Here is a 19,619-nt window from a genome sequence, read left to right on the forward strand (position 1 = left end):
AATCATGGAGGGAAAACGGTTTAATAATCGTTCCCTCCTTGTTTTTCTATGATTTAATAGTTATGATGAGAAAAGTTTGTTCATAACGAGGTAATTTAGAGGGGGTACCCATGGATATTATTATTGGGATCATTTTAATTCTTTCCTTTGTGGGAATGGTTATCTATTGTATAAAAGGCTACAACTTAATGGTTGGCTTCATTATTATGGCAACGATTTGGACAGTGCTGCCGATTATTGGTAATTTACTAAATCCAAATGCTGCTTTTGCTGGGATGAGTGTCAATGAAATGCTAATTTCTGTCTATCAAACCGGACCAGAACGCTACGGACCTAGTTTAATGAATATATTTCTAGGGGCTTTTTTTGGACGGATTTTATTAGAAACAGGTATTGCTGCAACGATTATTCGAAAAAGTGTCGAACTAGGTGGCGATAATTTAGCGATTATTTTGTTAGTGATCAATTTGATTACCGGATTGATCTTTACTTCGATGACCGGTGGTGGTTCAGTAATTGCCATCGCAATGATTATCTTACCAATCTTATTTTCAATCGGTGTGCCAAAAGTAATTGCCTTCTTCTCATTTTCAGGTTCAGTTGCGGCTGGGATATTTTTAAATCCAATTAATTTTGGTCAGTACCAAGCATTTTTTGGTAATGCAGTTGGCGGCCCTGAGTATACATATAATGATTATTTGCCTTTTGGTTTGCTGGCTTTTGTGATTATGTTAGCAATTGTTTCGATTGCTTCAATGATTTATTTAAAGATGGGGAACTTGACCTATTCTTGGGCAGCTACCAAAAGTGCTGAAGTCAAAGATGCACCAAGTATTTCTTTGATTACACCATTTATTCCGGTGGTTGGTGTGGTGGCTTTTCAACTACCAGTCATCTTGTGTTTTGTGCTAGCTAGTATTTATGGCTTAGCTATCTGTGGACGATTGAATAATGGCTTTAGAGAAGCTTGTCGGACGATATCCTATTTATTTACTGAAGGTGTGAAAGACATGTCTTCATTAGTAGCTTTTTGGATTACTTTAGCGATGTTTAATCAGTCGGCGGCTTTTGCAGCGCCATATTTCCAAACAATTATTGGCGGAATTATTCCAACATCTCCATTGATTTTATGTATTATCTTCGGGATTTTGGCACCATTAACTTGGTTCAAAGGACCGCTGTCGTTAATCGGCTCTGGTGCAGCTTTACTAGCGGTGGTAATTAATACCACTGGCTATCCGACCACATTTTTATATCCGTTGTTTGCGGCAGTCTTAATCGGGATGGCCCATTTTGATATTACGATTTCTTGGAATGCCTGGGGCTTAGGCTTTAATCGGATCAATACAGTTTCTTATATGAAAGTTGCACTGATTCCTGGAACAGTCATTGCCTTAATTTTAGAAATCTGTAACTTTCTGATGAATAATCCACTTTAAGTTGCTTGGAAAAATTAATACCTTAATATGAAAGAGGATGCCAGTTCAACTTAACTAAGTATCAAACTAGTTGAATGGTATACGGTTTGAAAATAGAACTAATTTTTGGAAAAAATTATTACTTTAGTATGAAAGAGGATGCCAGTTCAACTCAACCAAGTATCAAACTAGTTGAATGGTATACGGCTTGAAAATAAAACTAATTTTGGAAAAATTAATACCTTAATATGAAAGAGGAGAAGCTTTATGAGTCGGCGTGTACGAATTGGAATTGATGTGGGAGGCACCCATACAAAAGCCGTCGCAATTGATAATGATAGCCAAGAAATTATTGGGAAATCTTCAGTGAAAACCACTCATGATCATGAGCAAGGTGTGGCTGAAGGGGTCGTCAATTCTTTTTTAAAAGTTTTGGCTGAATACAAGATTGAACCTGAAGAAGTAGTTTTTGTTGCCCACAGTACGACGCAAGCGACTAATGCTCTTTTAGAAGGTGATGTGGCAAAAATTGGGATTATTTCGACTGCGAAAAATGGGGTGGAAGGCTTATTAGCCAAATTCCAAACCAATTTAAAAGATATAGATTTAGGAACGGGAAGAAGCATTCATATCTTATCCCGTTATTTACCTGCGAAACAATTAACTGATGAAGCGATTGGAAAAATGATCGATGAATTGGTGGCAGAAGGCGTCGAAGTAATCGTTGCTAGTTCTGCTTTTGGGGTAGATGATTTAAGTTGTGAAGAGCATATTGCTAAGATTGCTAAAGAAAAGGGTGTTCAAGTTACGCTGGCATCTGAAATGACCAAGCTTTATGGCTTGTCACGCCGCACCCGGACAGCAACTATCAATGCGTCAATTTTGCCTAAAATGTTAGAGACTGCTAATTCTACTGAATCTAGTGTGCGTTCATCTGGCGTTGATGTCCCTTTGATGATTATGCGAGGCGATGGTGGCTTAATGGACGTGGTAGAAATGAAAAAACGCCCTGTTTTAACTATGTTATCAGGACCTGCTGCAAGCGTGATGGGTGCCTTGATGTATTTGCGTACCTCAAATGGGATTTACTTTGAAGTTGGTGGAACATCGACAAATTTAGGTGTCATCAAAAATGGTCGTCCAGTAATCGATTATTCAGAAATTTCTGGTCACAAAACCTATGTTAACTCTTTAGATGTCCGCGTATTAGGAGTCGCTGGCGGATCAATGATTCGGGTCAGTCATTCAGGCGTTAAAGACGTAGGACCTCGAAGTGCCCATATTGCTGGTTTAGAATATGCTGTTTACACTCCTGAGGAAGAAATTGTTGATCCTGAATTAGAATTATTTGCACCAAAAGAAGGCGATCCTGCTGACTATGTAGCAATCAAATTAGCCTCAGGCAAACGAGTAACTATTACCAATTCCTGTGCCGCTAATGTTCTAGGCTATGTTACTGAAGAAGATTTCTCTTTTGGTTATCCAAATTCTGCTAGAAAAGCGATGTTGCCTTTAGCGGAATATTTAAACTTAACAGTTGAAGAAGTGGCGCAACAGATCTTAGATAAAGCAGTAGAAAAGATTGTTCCTGAAATTGAAAACCTAGCAAAAAAATACCATCTTGAAAAAAATCAAATGACCCTAGTTGGAGTTGGCGGCGGTGTCGCATCATTAATCAAATATGCAGCGCAAAAAATGGATCTAAGCTATAAAATTCCGGAAAATGCGGAAGTAATATCCTCGATTGGGGTGGCTTTGGCAGCGGTGCAAGATGTGGTGGAAAGAATTGTTCCTAGTCCAACTAAAGCAGATATTCAGTCGATTAAACAAGAAGTAACCAATAAAGCGATTGAAAGTGGCGCGACTGAAGCCAGTATCGAAGTCCATATCGAAATCGATCCGCAAACACAAAAAATTACCGCTCGCGCTAGTGGCGCGACTGCCGCTCAAGCAGCCGAGTTAGACGGTGCACCAAATGAAGAAGAAGCTTTTGATTTAGCAGTACAAGATTTCCGTTTGCCGAAGGAAGAAGTGAAATTAATCGATAAGACTGATTTCTTCACTATCTTTGGCGCTTCTAATAATAAAGGAAATGGCATTCGCGTAATCGATAAAAAAGGCTTTATCAGAGTACAAAGAGAACACGCCCAAGTGGTCCACACAACGATGTCTAGCTATTTAGAACAAGTCAGCAAATTATGGGACAGCATGGCCAACTATCAAAGTGATATTATTTTACGGCCTGACTATTACTTCTGTGTCGGTCCACGCTTATTAGACTTTTCCAATACAGATTTTCAACAGTTAACAATGCTGATCGATATTGAAATGAGTGAAATCATGGGTGATGAAGAAGTTATCATCATCGCTGCCAACCGATTTATTTAGGAGCTATTATGGAAGTATTTGCATCAACTATCTTAACTTTAGCAAAAGAACCGCGAAATATTTTCGCAGCATATTTGTTGCAACAAGATCATTTGTACAACAAAATACCGCTGGCGCAACGCTCTGAGTTAATTTCTCAGGCAGAGGCTTGTGGTGAAGGAATCGCTGAAAAGTTACGAGGGGAAAAATTAGCTGAATGGTTGACGGACTATCAATTACAGCTGGAAACATTTGAAGATACGACTAAGGTTAGCTTCAATCATGTCTTAGCCGAGTTTCAACAGCCGGATATGATCAGAGTCAATCAAACTTTAATTGATGTAGGAAATGAATTGCTTCAAGCAGAGCCTAATTTGGCTTTCTTAACGGGAAAAGCCAGTTTGACTGAAATTTTACAAGCCCACGAACTTTTTCATTTTCTAGAGGAACAAGATCAGTTATTCACGAAAGAAAAGCACGTGACTTATAAAACCGGACCCTTCAAACGAAAAGCGCGGATACATGCTTTAAGTGAGATTGCTGCTAATCGGTTTGCGGAAGTTTTTTTTCAGTTGGATTATCCGGTTTTACTATTAAATCCGGTGTTGTTATATCCAATCGATGAGGATTATAGCTGGCAATTTATCAGACAAATCCAGCAACTTTGAAACTATTGTCACAAGCTATCGATTAATTGAAAATACCAATTAGTATCATGGGAATAGATAAAGTATAGTGATAGTAATAACAAACTTAAAAGGAGCGTTTTTATTAATATGGAAAATTCATGGTTAAATTTAGCAGGCGACGTCGTTTTAATTACTGGTGCATTAGGTGGAATGGGTCGTAAAATTGCTAATGATTTCGCAGAACAAGGCGCAAACATGGCGTTAGTCGACTTAAATAAAGAAGCCACTGCAGCATATGCAAAAGAATTGGCAAATACTTACAATGTAAAAGCTGAAGGTTATGCATGTAACTCAACAGTTGAAGAACAAGTGGAAGCATTAATTAAAGATGTAAAAGCTGACTTTGGTCGGATTGATGTATTAGTGAATACAGCAGCCATCTTGAAATTTAGTCCATTAGAAGACCTACCATTTGATGAATGGAAACAAGTAATCGATGTCAACTTGAATGGTTACTTCTTAATCTCACAACGAGTGGGTCAAGTCATGATCGAACAACAAGGCGGAAGAATGGTTCATATCTCAACTATTGCCTCAATTTCACCAGAAACTTATTCAGGTGCTTACAGCCCATCTAAAGCTGGCGTAAACATGATGTCGAAACAAATCGCAGCTGAATGGGGACAATATGGTGTCCGCAGTAACTGTATTTTACCTTGTTTTGTTAAAACACCTCTTTCAACTAAATTCTATGAAGATGTTGAAGTAGAAGAAGGTCGTCGTCGGATGGTCGCTTCTCGTCGTATCGGTGATGTACAAGATATTGCAAACAGTGCTTTATTCTTAGCCAGCAAACGTTCTGACTATACAAATGGTCACGAATTACGCGTTGAAGGTGGCTTTGGCATTATGCTAGGTGATTTAGTACCAAAACCAGGCGGACGTCGTCAATACGCAATTGATTCTCGTAAACCAAAAGCATAATTAGATAAAAGGTCTTCGCAAATTGCTGCGAAGACCTTTTTTTTATTTACCAAATACTCACTCGTTTTTCTGGTGCTAAATACATATTGTCTGATTCTGTCACATGGAAAGTATCATAAAATTCAGGGAGATTTTTCACTTGGACGTTGGCTCTTAATTTATTTGGTGCATGAACATCGACAGCCAATAATAATTGACTATATTCTTCTCGAGCTTTCATCCGCCAAATGGTTGCCCAGTTGATAAAGAAGGCAGCTAAATCTACCTCAGCTTCTTTTTTAGTAGCTTCTAAGGCACAACTCAAACCGCCGGCATCGGCAATATTTTCTGAGACAGTTAATTTACCGTTGACTTTGCCACCAGCAATTTCTAAACCATCAAATTGGGCAATCATGTCATCTGCTAATTGTTGGAAATGGGTCGTGTCATCTTCAGTCCACCAGTTATTCATATTGCCGTATTCATCAAATAGTGCGCCATTGTTATCAAAGGCATGAGAAATTTCATGAGCAATCACGGCTCCGATACCACCAAAGTTTTGACTGGCAGATTGTTCTAGGCTGTAAAAAGGCGCCTGTAAGATCGCCGCTGGAAAAACAATGATATTTCTAAAAGGATGGTAATACGCATTCACTGTTGAAGCGCTCATTTCCCATTCGTCGCGATCGACTGGTTGATTCCATTTGCTGAAATTATCAAGCCGAACTAGTTTTGCAAAATGGAGGGCATTGGTTAATAAAGTACCGCCATCTTCTGCTGTTGTGACGCGAAATTGTTGATAAATTTCCGGAATACTATCAGGATAACCCACATGCACACCGAGGGTACTTAGTTTTAAGATGGCTTTTTCTTTAGTTGCTGGACTTAACCAAGCATTGTTGTTTAAACGGTCTTGATAGACACCAATCATGGTGGTCACCATTTTTTTGACATCTGCTTTGGCTGTGGCACCAAAATATTTTTCACCGTAATAATTACCAACGACTTGATCAAAACGACCGGAAGCTAAATAGTAAGCGGCTTTTTCTTGTGGGCGGGCTTCTTCAGCACCGGATAAAGCACGATTGTAGCTGCCACCGATTTGACGAAATTCTTCACTTAAATAGCCAGTTAAAGCATTTAAAGTCATGACTAGCATCCAGCTTTTTAATTTTTCAAAAGTTTCTTCGTTGACTATTTGATCTAGTGCCTCAAAATACTCTGGTTCAGTCACGATGATTTTTTCAGGTAGTTGACCGATCAGACCAGTTACTAATTTTTCTAAGTCAAAGTGATGAGAGTGTTTGACAAACTCAGTTCCTGTTTGCGGATTGTACATTTTACTATAGTCGGCATTTTCTTCCGAGCTTTTCAAATGAGGTGCCAACGCTTTATCAAAAGCAATGGCTTGATCGGTTATTTTCTCAGCTGTTTCTGAATCGTAGCCGGCTAATGCAAATAACTGTAAAGTCATTTCTTTAAACATTTGCAACAGTTGTTCAGCTTGAGGATGATCTTTTTCGTAATACGTTTTATCTGGTAGAATGGTACCGGTAGTTGCTGCAAACAAAGCATTGATTTGCGTATTTTTCATATCGGCATCGATTTCTAAGCCAAAGGGTAAAGGCATCCCATCTAGTACCCAAGAATCAATCTGTTTATTTAAATCAGAGAAGTTGCGTAAGTCTGTTACTCTTTTTAGTAATGGCAAAAGAGGGGTTGCTCCGTCGGCATCTCTTTTTGCAAAGTCCTTTGTTAATTGGTAATAAGCCAGATATTCTTTTAGCAAGTCATCTTGAACTGATTCTGGCTTTTCAACCATTTCTTTCGTGTCATTGATTAATAAATCATCGATTTGATCGACTAAATCAATAAAGCCGCCAGTCGCTGGTTTGTCGGCAGGGATTTCAGCGGTTTCTAACCATTCACCATTTACTGCTTGATATAAATCATCTTTTAATAAATTTTTATCCATTTTATCTGCCCCTTTCTCCTATATTATGATATATATTATGTAAATACACCATACAAAAGACTTTATCCGTTTCAGTTAAGGAGGAATTTATTTGTATCCTAAAAATCAATGGATTGAGCTTAACGCTTTTTCTTTTTATAAAAACTGGCAGACACCTAGTGGCTTCTTATGCGGAACCTATGCCAGCAGTGTTTTATTGGCTTATTATCAGGATGTTTTGGCAAAACCAACGATTCCAGTGACGACTCGTCAACCTTTTGAAAATCAGAAAAAATTGATTGATATCTTGCAACCAATTTTGCAGCCAATCGATTTGCCGACAGTACCGCTTCAAATTAGCTTTGGTTTAAATTGGTATTTTCATAAATATCAGCTACCTTTTCGAGCACGATCTACAAGCATTGGTTCTTGGCAACGGGTAACAAAACGGATTTTGGCGGGGGAACCGGTGATGATCGGTTTAGCGAAATATTTCGGTTCAACCTATGGCAATCATTGGGTAGTGGTGCATGGTTTTTACGAAAGTAATGACGGTCAGCGCTATTACAAAATCCACGACAACTGGGGTGCGACTGAAAAAATTATTCCTGCCCGCTGGGGAAATGGGACAATTTCATTACAAGAAATAAAAACTAAATGAAAATCCTAAAATATATGATAAACTGGTGGTAACAAATTAATGGAGGGACAGCATGTCTAACGAATCTATTGAGAATAAGTTTAAAATTTTCAGTCTAAATGGCAATGTACCATTGGCTGAAAAGATTGCAGAAGTATGTGGCGTGAGTTTGGGGAAATCGACAGTTAAGCACTTCAGCGATGGTGAAATCGCGATCAACATTGAAGAAACTGTCCGTGGTTATGACGTTTACTTGGTTCAATCAACCAATGATCCAGTCAACGATAACTACATGGAACTATTAATTATGATTGATGCCATGAAACGAGCGAGTGCGAAAACGGTCAATGTAGTGTTACCTTATTATGGTTATGCAAGACAAGATCGTACGGCTAAGCCCCATGAACCAATCACGGCAAAATTAATTGCCAATTTATTAACGGATGCGGGTGCCAACCGGATACTAACGTTAGACTTACACACAGTGCAAGTACAAGGATTTTTTGATATTCCAGTGGATAATTTATTTACTATGCCGCTCTTTGCTCATTATTATCGTAAACGTGGCATGGTGGGAGAAGATTATGTGGTGGTTTCACCGAAAAATAGTGGTGTGACTCGTGCCCGATCATTGGCAGAATATTTGGATACCACGATTGCTATTGTTGATGAAGAAGAAGCCGACAATCCCGAAACAGGCTATGTGATTGGTGATGTTAAAGGAAAAACTTGTATCATGGTAGACGATATTTTAAATACCGGTATCGTTTTTGTAGAAGCTTCTAAAACATTAATGAAAGAAGGCGCTAAAGAAGTAGTCGCCTGCGCTTCTCATGGATTATTGTCAACACCTGCAAAAGAATTGTTAGATCAAACTGAAATCAAAGATATTTGTGTGACTGATTCAGTCTCAGTCCCAGAAGAACGTCATCCTGATAAACTTTCTATCATCAGCTGTGGTGAATTGTTAGGTTTAGGGGTCAAACGTATTTATAATAATCAAAGTGTGAGTCCATTGTTCACGATGGAACCGAAGAATTACGAATAAGAATGTCGAAATGAGGTCTAATTGCAGACCTCATTTTTTATTAATTGATTGGCAGGTGTTTTATGGCAATTATTATTGAAGAAATGATTGAATTAAATGGACAACCTCAGTTTGTTTCCATCAGAGGAAAACAGCCAGATTTACCACTATTACTCTATCTTCATGGTGGGCCTGGGGATGCGGCTTTTCCTTTGATGAGAAAGTATAATCAGCAATTAGAAAAGCATTTTATTGTGGTGAATTGGGAGCAAAGAGGGGCGGGTAAATCCTACTATCCTTTTGATGACCAGCTGCCTGATATGGCGACTTTTGAAGCCGATTTATTGGCTTTGGTAAAAATTCTGTTAACCACATTTAAACGAAAAAAACTTTATTTAGTAGGACATTCGTGGGGCAGTGTCTTAGGTCTGAAATTTATCCAGCAACATCCTGAATTAATTGAAAAATATTTTGGTATTGGTCAAGTAGTGAATATGCAGGGAAATTTTCAGCGGCAGTGTCAATTTGTTTTGACCGAAAGCCAAGCACGCCAAGAAAAGAAAACAACTACCCAACTTCTGCAAGTCAATCAAGCGTTAAATGACGAAAATTGGTTGAAAGATTTATTGTTTGTTACGAAAAAAGTTGTGAAGTATCGCCGGTCTCTGTATGGAAAATCTAATTATAATCAACTGGTGAAAGACTTTATTTTCTCTCGCGAATATTCTTTGAAGGATTTATTGAATCGGGAAAAAGGCTCTTTACAAGCGATTCAAACCTTATGGCTAGAATTGATGACAGTTGATTTTTCTGAAGTCACGCACTTTGAAGTGCCAGTAGTATTTTTTATGGGACGTCACGATCAACATGTCTCGGCAGACTTATTGGCCCGCTATTACCAAAGAATCTCATCAGCTAAAGAGATTGAATGGTTTGAAGTTTCCAGCCATTTTCCCCAATGGGAGGAAGCCGAGAAATTTAATCAGCTATTACCACGCTATATTTAAGGCTGTCATAATTTTTGGCAGTCTATTTTCTTGTGTGTTAGAATAAAACGACTTACATAGCAGAAAGGTTCGATTTTTTTGGAAAAGATTTATTTAGATCATGCAGCGACTAGCCCAATGAATCCACAAGTCATCGCAGAAATGACTGACGTAATGAGTAATATTTATGGTAATCCTTCTAGTATTCACGGAATTGGTCGTGAAGCTGCTGAGAAACTAATGGCTGCGCGAGATATTGTAGCTAAAAGTTTGGCGGTGAAACCTCATGAAATTATTTTTAATAGTGGTGGTACCGAAGGAGATAATACGGCAATTTTAGGTGTGGCTTTTTCTCGAGCTGAGTTAGGTAAACACATTATCACAACTGCGATTGAGCACCCAGCTGTCATGAATACTATGAAGTATTTAGAAGACAATGGTTTTGAAGTTACTTATTTAGGTGTGGATAAAAAAGGCCGTATCTCTTTGGATGAATTTCAAGCTGCGTTGCGAGAGGATACGATTTTAGTTTCTGTCATGTATGGCAATAATGAAATTGGTAATCTGATGCCAATAAAAGAAATTGGCGAAATATTAGCGGATCATCCAGCTTATTTCCACAGTGACGCAGTTCAAGCTTATGGGATCGAAACCATTCGTCCTCATGAATTAGGGATCGATTTATTAAATATTTCAGCCCATAAAATTAACGGACCAAAAGGCGTGGGCTTTTTATTTAAAAATGATGCCATCAAATTGCCAGCTTTACTACGAGGTGGCGAACAAGAAGAAAAGCGTCGGGCTGGAACAGAAAATATCGCCGGCATTGCTGGTTTAGCCAAAGCAGTGGAAATTTTGACGCCAGCAGAACGCGAGAAACGGACAGAAATGTACCAAAGCTTTAGCCAAATGATTTTATCTGCCTTAGATGTTGCTGAAATTCCTTACGCGATTAATGGCGATCTTGATCATAAATTACCGCAAATCTTGAATCTACGTTTTAAGGGTGTAGTTAATGATTTACTGTTGATGAAACTAGACTTAAAAGGTGTCGCTGTTTCCACTGGTTCTGCTTGTACAGCTGGAACCGTTGATCCTTCTCACGTACTAGAAGCAATCTATGGCAAAAATGCACCTGAAATCAAAGAATCGGTTCGTTTTAGTTTTGGTCAAGGAAATACAGAAGCGCAAATGAGCGATTTAACCAAAATTTTGGTGACTAGTTTGCAAGAGCTGGCAAAGTAGATTGAAATGCCAGATAAACATCTCTATAATAAGAATGAAAGAATATAAATGAGGTGAAATGATGGGATACAGTCAAATGGATACTGTTGAAGGCGCAAAATTTGAATATAAGTTGGCTCCCGAAGCCAAACGCTATACTTTGCGAGACAATGGATTTAAAGAAACCAAAGCTGGCAATTTTCAATTGGTTATGCCGCTGAATGCAACACCCCAAAGTAAAGAAGGATTCAAATTAAAAATCACAGTCGACAAAGAATTGAACGGCTTTAAAATGTCAGTGACGACTGCCAACGGTTTAAAAACCTTCAATATTTTTAAAGATGAAAAAAATCAATTGGTGCAAGAGAAATTTTATTTTTTAATGGATGGCATGATTGATCGGGGTTTATTTACTAAAAGTGAAAAATAAGAGAAATAAATTTTATTCTTACGGGGATAAAATTTATTTCTTTTTGTTTATCAGAAGGCAAGGCAAGATAAATATGGTACACTCTTAATAACAAAATCGTTTTCAAGTTGTTATTTAGATACGTACTTTTGTATCTTAGGAGAAGGTGAGAATTTGGTACATAAGATTAAGACAGTCCCCCATCATAAAATTATTTCTGAATATCGCCTGTTAACAGGCTTGAGTATTTCAATAGAAGATTGTGCCAGCTTAGCAAAACAACTGCAAAGCTATGGCGTGGATGATTATCGAGTTGGAAAATATCAAGGAAATAGTTATTTAACTCGTTACCTAGATTATTTCGTTGATTTTTTACCGATGTGGCAATATAAGAAGAAATATTTGATTCCTTTGTTATTTAGGTGTACAAAAGACACAGAGAAAATGTTTGATAACCCAAATCGTTGGCCAGCTTTTTTTGTTTTATTGGATTGGTATTTAACTTTTCATCCTCAAAAAGTATTAATTCACCATGGAACAAGCGATGAAAAGCAGCCGATTGTTGATACAGCATTTGTTATCTTTAGATTGTCTGAGATTTGGGATGGGATGGCTTTTCCGATTGGTAATTTAAACACATTAGCGGAATTTGAAGAATGGAATAAAAAAAGTCACGTGTTAGACACTGGTAGCGGCTTTCAACGAACTTCAGACTTTGATGAACATAATATCGAGGATTTATCGCAGGTAGCGGTCTTGATTGAAATTGTGAAGTTAAAATACCAAGATAAATTAAAAAAACAAGGGTATAACTTACCTAAGTCATAAAATGTAGGTGAGAGAGATGAAGTACTTTATTTCCGATACGCATTTTTTCCATGAAAATCTATTGGGGGACAATGATTTTGCTCCACGTATTTTTGATACCGTGAAAGAAATGAATCAAGCATTGGTAGACGGCTGGAATCAAGTAGTCAAGGATAAAGACGTGGTTTATCATTTAGGCGACGTGGCGATGCATCCGTTGTATGAACGGGGAAATGATGAAATTTTAGCGGAAATATTAAAATTAAATGGTCGGATTATTTTTATTAAAGGCAATCACGATTCACGGGCGTTCTTTAATTTTTTAGCAGCCAACGATCCATTAATGCCAGATGGTTCTAATAAATTTGAATTCCATGATGTAGGTGCGATTGTAAAATTTAATCACCATCAATATTATTTGACCCATTATCCGATGCTTTTAGGTAAAACAGTAAATATCCGTAATTTGCATGGGCACATTCACCATTACAGTATGCCGATTGCTGAAGATATCAACGTTGGTGTCGATGCACCGGAGCGGGATTTATTACCTGAAAAATTACCGTTTGGGGCACCAATTTCCGAAAATCTCATCGATGTTATCGCTATTGAAAAAGAAGCAGAAATAAAGAAATTAAAATAAATTGAAGCATTGCAAGTTGGTTGCAGTGCTTTTTTTAAGGAGTGAAGTTGATGAATTACGGACCAGATCCTAAAGCAATTTATCCTAATGAAGCGATTAAAAGTGTTTGCTTTATTAAAAATGTAATTACTCGAAAAAATATCACTGTGGGTGACTATACTTATTACGATGATGCGAATGGACCAGAAAATTTTGAGCAACACGTGACTCATCACTATGAATTTTTAGGGGATCAATTAATCATCGGTAAATTTTGTGCAATCGCTAGTGGGATTGAATTTGTCATGAATGGCGCCAACCATCGGATGAATAGTATTACGACGTATCCTTTTAACATTATGGGACATGGTTGGGAAAAAGCTACGCCAGAACTGAGTGATTTACCTTTTAAAGGTGATACCATTGTCGGTAATGATGTCTGGATTGGGCAAAGCGTGACGGTGATGCCAGGTGTCAAAATTGGTAATGGCGCGATTGTTGCTGCTAATTCTGTCGTGACAAAGGATGTGCCGGCTTATCATATTGTAGGTGGCAATCCGGCTAAAATAATTAAACCGCGTTTTTCAGCAGAAAAAATTAGTCAACTAGAAGAACTAAAATGGTGGGATTGGTCGGCGGAGAAAATTTTTAACCAATTAACTGAATTAACCAAGATAATAAAGTAAGCGCCGCGGGATTTCCGCAGCGCTTTTTTTTTAGGGCAGATGAGCCAAAATAGCTTGATAGGCATCTCTGGTTTTTTTTGCTTGTTTATTGGTGTAATAATAGGTGCGTTGTTTGGTTTGAATTTCTAAAATCGGTTGATCATTATTAATGACAAACATGGAAATTTTTGTTTGTTTGTCTTGAAAATTGCCGATAGCATAGTGGTCAGTTGCTAAACCGTTTGTTTTTATAAAGTGGTCAGGTAATTGCTTCACTAGGCGAACATTTTCAATATTATTGTAGGCAATTTCTTTTGAAGGATAAAAAGGCGCATCTAAAATGATTTCGTTGGTTTCAACTTGGTAAGTCATGGGATTAGGATGATAATCTAAAAAATACATCGGTCCAATGGTACCCACCATCGCCACTACCAAAATAATTCCTACGATAGCCATCGAGACTTTACCTCCCAAACGGCCAATGTTGACACCCATATTCATTCCAACTCGATCTGGAATCATTAAGCGATGATCGTTTGGATTATAGTAAAGTCCAAAGCGCCAATAATAATCATCGCCACGATAACGAAATGTCGGTGTTTGACTCAGTAATGCATCTTGTTTTTTTCGTAAACGTAATAACCAGTAGAGAGTAAAACCAATTAAAAGGAACATCAATATAAATTCCACAATCATAAAAATCATGAAGGTACTAGGTTTCATATAGATGCTAAACATAGGAATAAATATCATTAACGTAATGCCGATGCTCATACCGGCCATCATACTGGACCAGTAAAATTTGGTTAAATCATTATATTGCTGATTAATTTTTTGATCATCAGTCAGCGCTCGTACTGGTAAACGTTTAATATAGTACCAGCCCACGATTAATAATAACCAAGTCACCAACATAGTGATTAACATAATGATACCTAAACCTTGGTTAAAGGAAAGCAAAACAACATTACCGGCAATAATTAATATTAGAGCAGCAACAAACCACCAGATTGAAACTATTTTCCGATTTTTCTCGATAATCGTTTGGGTATTCATCTGCACGGGTGCCTCGGTTAATTCCCAATGATTTTGAACAATTAAATTGTGCATCTTTCGAATGTAGCGAATTTGTAAAAAGTAAAAATTAGCAATTAAAGCATACAATACTAGAAAGAATAAGGTCATAAAGATAGAGTCTTTCATTGGTAGAAAAAAGATTAAGGAAATCAATGAGTAAATAGTTGCCACTTGAAATAATCTTTTCCGATATTTTTTCGCTAAGGTAGTGACTTGTGGATCATTTACATGTTCTGGTGAAAAGGTATTTTCAATCACTACATAATTGTGAGGTTTCGCTGCCAAACCGCCGGTAAAGGCCATGATAAAACTACAAAAAACAAATATGACAAAAATGATGATTCCCATCATGATTGATCAGCTCCTTTTTTAAAGCTGGATAGAATAGTTGCAACTTTTTCCAGCAATTCTTTTTCTGTGATACCGGAAAGCGCCAATTCCGCTAAAATCAAAGTGAGGCTTTCGTCACGATTTTCTTTTGTAATCACTGGTAATGGTGCAACAACTGTTCCTTTGCGGCGGTCAGCAATTAAGTAGCCCGCTTCTTTTAATTGCTGATAACCTTTAGAAACAGTCATAGTATTGACGCCCAGTTCATCAGCAATTTGTCTAACTGTCGGTAATTGTTCGCCAACACTTAATTCGCCTTTTGCAATGCCGATAATGATTTGGCGCTTCAGTTGTGAATAAATCGCTTCTTCTGATAATGGATCGATTTCTAAAATCATAATCATGCCTCCTTGTATTATTTATATTAATACAAATAATACAAAGTGTCAAAAAATTTTCCTCTCGAATTTATTTTTAAATTGTTGTATAATGCAGATTACTGAAAAGTTGCGACCTTCAAATCGATAATTTTTTCGGAATTTAAATGAAATGATGGTGATACTGTGTCTAACAGCAACACGCGCGTCGTCGTAGGAATGTCTGGCGGCGTAGATTCATCCGTGACAGCTTTGCTTTTAAAAGAACAAGGCTATGACGTGGTGGGAATTTTTATGAAGAATTGGGATGACACTGACGAAAATGGTGTCTGTACAGCAACGGAAGACTACAAAGATGTCGCTAAAGTGGCTGCCCAAATTGGTGTACCGTATTATTCGGTTAATTTTGAAAAGGAATATTGGGATCGGGTTTTTGAATATTTCTTAGCAGAATATCGCGCTGGGCGCACACCAAATCCAGATGTGATGTGTAACAAAGAAATTAAATTCAAAGCATTTTTAGATTATGCAATGGATTTAGGCGCTGATTATGTCGCTACTGGTCACTATGCCCAAGTAGAAACTGATGAAAATGGTGTCGTTCACATGCTTCGCGGGGTGGACAATAACAAAGACCAAACTTATTTCTTAAGTCAATTATCTCAAGCACAATTGGCTAAAACAATGTTTCCTTTAGGCGGAATGGAAAAATCAGAAGTTCGTGCAATCGCTGAACGCGCTGATTTAGCTACAGCTAAGAAGAAGGATTCTACCGGTGTTTGTTTTATTGGCGAAAAGAATTTCAAACAATTTTTAAGTCATTATTTGCCAGCTCAAAAAGGCAACATGGTTACTTTAGACGGAGAAGTCAAAGGACAACATGATGGCTTAATGTATTATACGATTGGTCAACGTCAAGGCTTAGGAATTGGCGGCGGTGGAAAAACGCAAGATCCATGGTTTGTAATCGGCAAAGATCTAACCACTAATACATTATATGTAGGACAAGGCTTTCATAATGAAGCATTGTATGCGACTAGCTTGGATGCTAGTGAAATTCACTTTACTACGGATGAAGAAAAACCAAAAGAATTCCGTTGTACAGCAAAATTCCGTTATCGCCAAGAAGATTTACCTGTGACGGTTCATTTATTGGAAGATAATCGGGCAGAAGTTATTTTTGACGAACATATTCGTGCCATTACACCTGGACAAGCAGTTGTTTTTTACGATGGAATGGAATGTTTAGGCGGCGGCTTAATTGACCACGCTTATAAAGAAAGTAAAGAATTGCAATATATCTAAAAAAAGAGTTGGGAATTTTGTAGCGCCTCTGAAAGTTAGTTTTTTGGCTAACTTTCTAGGGGCGCTTCATTGCTCAACTCTTTTTATTATTGTTGATTTTTAGCCGCCTGATAATTTTTTTGCGGACGTTTATTCAAGAATACCTTGGTGATTTCCATTAAGAAAACAGCTAATAAAGCTAGACTTAGAGCAAGACCAATATTTCCAAGGGAGAAATCAGCTGGAATAGCGAAAATTTCTCGTACTCCTGGCAATAATGTCAAACTAAATAATAAGCCACTCGCCAGTACGGCAATTAAAACAATTTTATTTGAAAAGAAGCCAGCTTGAATGGCTGTCTCAGTATTCGAGCGTGCTGGAAAAGTTTGCAATGTACGACTAAAAATTAAAGTGGTAAAAGCCATCGCAACACCAATTTCTGGACTGGTCATGTTACCAAACCATTGTGAAAAGATGACGGCTGCAGCAATCAAAATCCCACGATAAGTCACTGAAATCAATGTTTTGCCAGTAAAAATTCCTTTATCAGGATCTCGTGGATTTCTTGCCATAATATCTGGTTCAGCTTTTTCAGTTCCCAAAGCAATAGCTGGTAAAGAGTCGTTGACTAGATTAATGAACAGCAATTGTAGTGCCGTAAAAGGATTGTCCCAACCGATAATTAAGGCAAAAACAATCGCGATAATCGCCCCTAAGTTTCCTGCGAATAAATAGGCTACTGCTTTTTTTATATTGTCAAAAACATTTCGACCAACAGCTACAGCGCTAATAATTGAAGCAAAGTTGTCATCGGTTAAAACCATCGCAGCGGCATCTTTTGCCACATCAGTTCCAGTTCCCATAGCAATCCCTATGTCGGCTTGTTTTAAAGCCGGTGCATCATTGACACCGTCACCAGTCATAGCAGAGATATGACCTTGGGCTTGCCAAGCGCGAATAATCCGAATTTTATTTTCTGGTGAAACCCGCGCATAAACAGTAATATCAGCCAGACGATCGGTAAGTTCAGCATCAGTTAATTGATCTAATTCTGAACCAGTTAGAGCTTGATTACCATTTGTAAAAATCCCGATTTCTTTGGCGATTGCTACGGCGGTGGTTTTGTGATCACCTGTAATCATGACTGTTTTGATACCGGCAGCTCGAGCTTCTTTGACAGCAGCAAAAACTTCTTTACGAGGGGGATCAATCATGGCTAGTAAACCAACTAAGATTAAATCATTTTCAGCTTCAAAGTTCAGCTCGTCTTGATTAATTTCTTTGTAAGCGAAAGCCAATACCCGCAAGGCCCGATTGGAAAAAGCTTCATTCTGCGCTTGCATTTTTTTCTGAGCAGCTTGATCAAATGGAACTACTTTACCATCTAGTAAAATTTTACTAGCTCTTTGAAAGACTATATCAGGTCCACCTTTTGTCACCATTATTTTTTGTCCATCTATTTCATGAAGAGTAGACATTAGTTTACGATCAGAATCAAATGGTAACTCAGCTAAACGGGGATAATTTTTTTGAATTTCTCGATAAGCTTGATTATTTTTTTGACTGTAATCAATTAAAGCAATTTCGGTTGGATCACCTAGTTTGGTACCATCCTCAGCTATTGACGCATCATTGGCTAAGACACTGATGTCGATCAAGCGTTTTTCATCAAAAGACCAATTTTTTGGTTCGTTAGAAAATTCGCCTGATTGACCATTGGCTAGATAAAAATCAATCACAGTCATTTTATTTTGGGTTAAGGTACCAGTCTTATCAGTACAAATAATACTTGTGGATCCTAAAGTTTCAACGGCTGGCAACTTACGAATAATCGCATGTTGTTTAGCCATTTTTTTCGTTCCTAGTGATAAGACGATGGTAACAATTGACTGTAAAGCTTCAGGAATTGCCGCCACTGCGACCGCGACTGCAAACATAAAGGCGTTGATAATTTCTTCCGTTAAGTTAGTAGGCGCACCGCCAATAAATAAACGCGAAATCTGAACCACCAAAATTAAGATCGATAAGGCTAAAATAGCCAAACTTAATTTTTTACTGAAACGATCCAAACCACGTTGCAGTGGGGTTTTACTTTCGGTTGTAGACTCTAATAGATTGGCAACTTGCCCAATTTCAGTTTGGCTACCAGTTGCGCTAACGAAAAACTTAGCACGACCATAGGTAACAATTGTGCCACTAAAAACCATATTATCACGATCACCCACCGGTAAAGTGCCAGTTAAAACGGCTAAGTCTTTTTCTGCTGGCGTCGATTCACCAGTTAGCATCCCTTCGTCTACTTTTAAAGAGCCGGCTTCAACCAATCGCCCATCAGCTGGCACATAGTCACCGGCTTCTAAAATAACTAAATCACCTACGACTAAATCTTTAGCTGGGATTTGAATTTCTTGTTGATCACGTATTACAGCGGCATCAGGAGCCGATAATTTTTTCAGTGCATCTAGCGAGCCTTCTGCTTTTTTAGTTTGAATCACACTCACTACCGAGTTCAGTAATAATACTGCAAAAATTACTAAGGATTCAACGTGAGCGCCCATCACCATTTGAACAATCGCAACAATTAACAGTACTACTACCATGGCATCTTTAAAGGTGTCTAAAAATAGTCGCCAACTAGATTTTTTTGGTTGTTCTTTTAACTGATTGGGACCATTTTCTGCCAGTCTTTTAGTCGCTTCAGCAACTGACAAACCATTTTCTGATGTTTGCAGTGTCTGTTGTAAATCTTTGATATTTTTCTGATAAATTTCCATTATATTCCTCCAATTCAATAAAAAAAGAGACCTAAGACAAGTGATGTTTACTTGTCTTAGGTCTCA

At 37.9% G+C, this 19,619-nt stretch carries 17 protein-coding genes; 13 read left to right on the top strand and 4 right to left on the bottom strand.

All coding sequences use genetic code 11. The features are described from left to right. Positions 1-110: 110 nt before the first annotated feature. The 4 genes from KUA55_RS00885 (at position 111) to KUA55_RS00900 (ending at position 5,398) form a co-directional block, all read left to right on the top strand. Positions 111-1,439 (top strand): citrate transporter, encoded by a 1,329-nt coding sequence (locus KUA55_RS00885; protein ID WP_218324285.1) that lies wholly within the window; start codon positions 111-113, stop codon positions 1,437-1,439. Positions 1,440-1,685: 246 nt separating this feature from the next. After that, positions 1,686-3,806: a hydantoinase/oxoprolinase family protein gene (locus KUA55_RS00890; RefSeq protein WP_218324286.1), complete on the top strand. Its 2,121-nt coding sequence runs from the start codon at positions 1,686-1,688 to the stop codon at positions 3,804-3,806. Positions 3,807-3,814: 8 nt separating this feature from the next. Beyond that, positions 3,815-4,453, top strand: coding sequence for a hypothetical protein (locus tag KUA55_RS00895; protein ID WP_218324287.1), 639 nt, complete (start codon positions 3,815-3,817; stop codon positions 4,451-4,453). Between the two features lie 108 nt (positions 4,454-4,561). Then, entirely contained in the window at positions 4,562-5,398 is an 837-nt protein-coding gene (locus KUA55_RS00900; RefSeq protein WP_218324288.1) for an SDR family NAD(P)-dependent oxidoreductase, read from the top strand. A gap of 46 nt (positions 5,399-5,444) precedes the next feature. Here the strand turns inward: KUA55_RS00900 and KUA55_RS00905 are convergent, their stop codons facing one another. Next, the gene (locus KUA55_RS00905) at positions 5,445-7,352 is read right to left on the bottom strand and encodes a M13 family metallopeptidase (protein WP_218324289.1); all 1,908 of its coding nucleotides are present in this window, start codon (positions 7,350-7,352) and stop codon (positions 5,445-5,447) included. A gap of 91 nt (positions 7,353-7,443) precedes the next feature. Here KUA55_RS00905 and KUA55_RS00910 point away from each other — a divergent pair, with 91 nt between their 5' ends. The 8 genes from KUA55_RS00910 to KUA55_RS00945 all read left to right on the top strand — a co-directional run bounded on the left by KUA55_RS00910 (position 7,444) and on the right by KUA55_RS00945 (position 13,732). Beyond that, entirely contained in the window at positions 7,444-7,992 is a 549-nt protein-coding gene (locus KUA55_RS00910) for a hypothetical protein (protein ID WP_218324290.1), read from the top strand. A gap of 52 nt (positions 7,993-8,044) precedes the next feature. After that, entirely contained in the window at positions 8,045-9,019 is a 975-nt protein-coding gene (locus KUA55_RS00915) for a ribose-phosphate diphosphokinase (protein ID WP_218324291.1), read from the top strand. 62 nt (positions 9,020-9,081) lie between these two features. Next, positions 9,082-10,005, top strand: coding sequence for an alpha/beta fold hydrolase (locus KUA55_RS00920; RefSeq protein ID WP_218324292.1), 924 nt, complete (start codon positions 9,082-9,084; stop codon positions 10,003-10,005). A 78-nt stretch (positions 10,006-10,083) separates the two neighbouring features. Further along, positions 10,084-11,229 (top strand): cysteine desulfurase family protein, encoded by a 1,146-nt coding sequence (locus KUA55_RS00925; RefSeq protein WP_218324293.1) that lies wholly within the window; start codon positions 10,084-10,086, stop codon positions 11,227-11,229. Positions 11,230-11,290: 61 nt separating this feature from the next. After that, positions 11,291-11,638 (top strand): DUF1831 domain-containing protein, encoded by a 348-nt coding sequence (locus KUA55_RS00930; RefSeq protein WP_218324294.1) that lies wholly within the window; start codon positions 11,291-11,293, stop codon positions 11,636-11,638. A 153-nt stretch (positions 11,639-11,791) separates the two neighbouring features. Continuing rightward, the gene (locus KUA55_RS00935) at positions 11,792-12,445 is read left to right on the top strand and encodes a hypothetical protein (RefSeq protein WP_218324295.1); all 654 of its coding nucleotides are present in this window, start codon (positions 11,792-11,794) and stop codon (positions 12,443-12,445) included. Positions 12,446-12,461: 16 nt separating this feature from the next. Further along, positions 12,462-13,067, top strand: a complete 606-nt coding sequence (locus KUA55_RS00940) for a metallophosphoesterase family protein (protein WP_218324296.1) — start codon at positions 12,462-12,464, stop codon at positions 13,065-13,067. A 50-nt stretch (positions 13,068-13,117) separates the two neighbouring features. Then, on the top strand, positions 13,118-13,732 hold the full coding sequence (locus KUA55_RS00945; protein ID WP_218324297.1) for a Vat family streptogramin A O-acetyltransferase: 615 nt from the start codon (positions 13,118-13,120) through the stop codon (positions 13,730-13,732). Positions 13,733-13,762: 30 nt separating this feature from the next. Here the strand turns inward: KUA55_RS00945 and KUA55_RS00950 are convergent, their stop codons facing one another. Further along, positions 13,763-15,139, bottom strand: coding sequence for a PH domain-containing protein (locus KUA55_RS00950; protein WP_218324298.1), 1,377 nt, complete (start codon positions 15,137-15,139; stop codon positions 13,763-13,765). Next, positions 15,136-15,516 carry a GntR family transcriptional regulator gene (locus KUA55_RS00955; protein WP_218324299.1) on the bottom strand — a complete coding sequence of 127 codons (381 nt, stop codon included), beginning with the start codon at positions 15,514-15,516 and terminating at the stop codon, positions 15,136-15,138. The genes KUA55_RS00950 and KUA55_RS00955 overlap by 4 nt, the downstream gene beginning before the upstream one ends. 165 nt (positions 15,517-15,681) lie before the next feature. Between KUA55_RS00955 and mnmA the strand changes: the two genes are divergently transcribed. After that, positions 15,682-16,800, top strand: coding sequence for a tRNA 2-thiouridine(34) synthase MnmA (gene mnmA / locus KUA55_RS00960; protein WP_218324300.1), 1,119 nt, complete (start codon positions 15,682-15,684; stop codon positions 16,798-16,800). 86 nt (positions 16,801-16,886) lie between these two features. Here mnmA and KUA55_RS00965 read toward each other — a convergent pair whose 3' ends face one another. Next, entirely contained in the window at positions 16,887-19,553 is a 2,667-nt protein-coding gene (locus KUA55_RS00965) for a cation-translocating P-type ATPase (protein ID WP_218324301.1), read from the bottom strand. Positions 19,554-19,619 lie beyond the last annotated feature (66 nt).

Origin of the sequence: Enterococcus alishanensis (genome assembly GCF_019218635.1) — a bacterium.
In the GTDB taxonomy this organism is placed as follows: domain Bacteria; phylum Bacillota; class Bacilli; order Lactobacillales; family Enterococcaceae; genus Enterococcus_A; species Enterococcus_A alishanensis.

What these genes read in the sequence shown, in the direction of transcription:
- KUA55_RS00885 (WP_218324285.1), top strand. Translation starts at nt 111, where the DNA reads ATGGATATTATTATTGGGATCATTTTAATTCTTTCCTTTGTGGGAATG.
- KUA55_RS00890 (WP_218324286.1), top strand. Translation starts at nt 1,686, where the DNA reads ATGAGTCGGCGTGTACGAATTGGAATTGATGTGGGAGGCACCCATACA.
- KUA55_RS00895 (WP_218324287.1), top strand. Translation starts at nt 3,815, where the DNA reads ATGGAAGTATTTGCATCAACTATCTTAACTTTAGCAAAAGAACCGCGA.
- KUA55_RS00900 (WP_218324288.1), top strand. Translation starts at nt 4,562, where the DNA reads ATGGAAAATTCATGGTTAAATTTAGCAGGCGACGTCGTTTTAATTACT.
- KUA55_RS00905 (WP_218324289.1), bottom strand. Translation starts at nt 7,352, where the DNA reads ATGGATAAAAATTTATTAAAAGATGATTTATATCAAGCAGTAAATGGT.
- KUA55_RS00915 (WP_218324291.1), top strand. Translation starts at nt 8,045, where the DNA reads ATGTCTAACGAATCTATTGAGAATAAGTTTAAAATTTTCAGTCTAAAT.
- KUA55_RS00920 (WP_218324292.1), top strand. Translation starts at nt 9,082, where the DNA reads ATGGCAATTATTATTGAAGAAATGATTGAATTAAATGGACAACCTCAG.
- KUA55_RS00930 (WP_218324294.1), top strand. Translation starts at nt 11,291, where the DNA reads ATGGGATACAGTCAAATGGATACTGTTGAAGGCGCAAAATTTGAATAT.
- KUA55_RS00940 (WP_218324296.1), top strand. Translation starts at nt 12,462, where the DNA reads ATGAAGTACTTTATTTCCGATACGCATTTTTTCCATGAAAATCTATTG.
- KUA55_RS00945 (WP_218324297.1), top strand. Translation starts at nt 13,118, where the DNA reads ATGAATTACGGACCAGATCCTAAAGCAATTTATCCTAATGAAGCGATT.
- KUA55_RS00950 (WP_218324298.1), bottom strand. Translation starts at nt 15,139, where the DNA reads ATGATGGGAATCATCATTTTTGTCATATTTGTTTTTTGTAGTTTTATC.
- KUA55_RS00955 (WP_218324299.1), bottom strand. Translation starts at nt 15,516, where the DNA reads ATGATTTTAGAAATCGATCCATTATCAGAAGAAGCGATTTATTCACAA.
- KUA55_RS00965 (WP_218324301.1), bottom strand. Translation starts at nt 19,553, where the DNA reads ATGGAAATTTATCAGAAAAATATCAAAGATTTACAACAGACACTGCAA.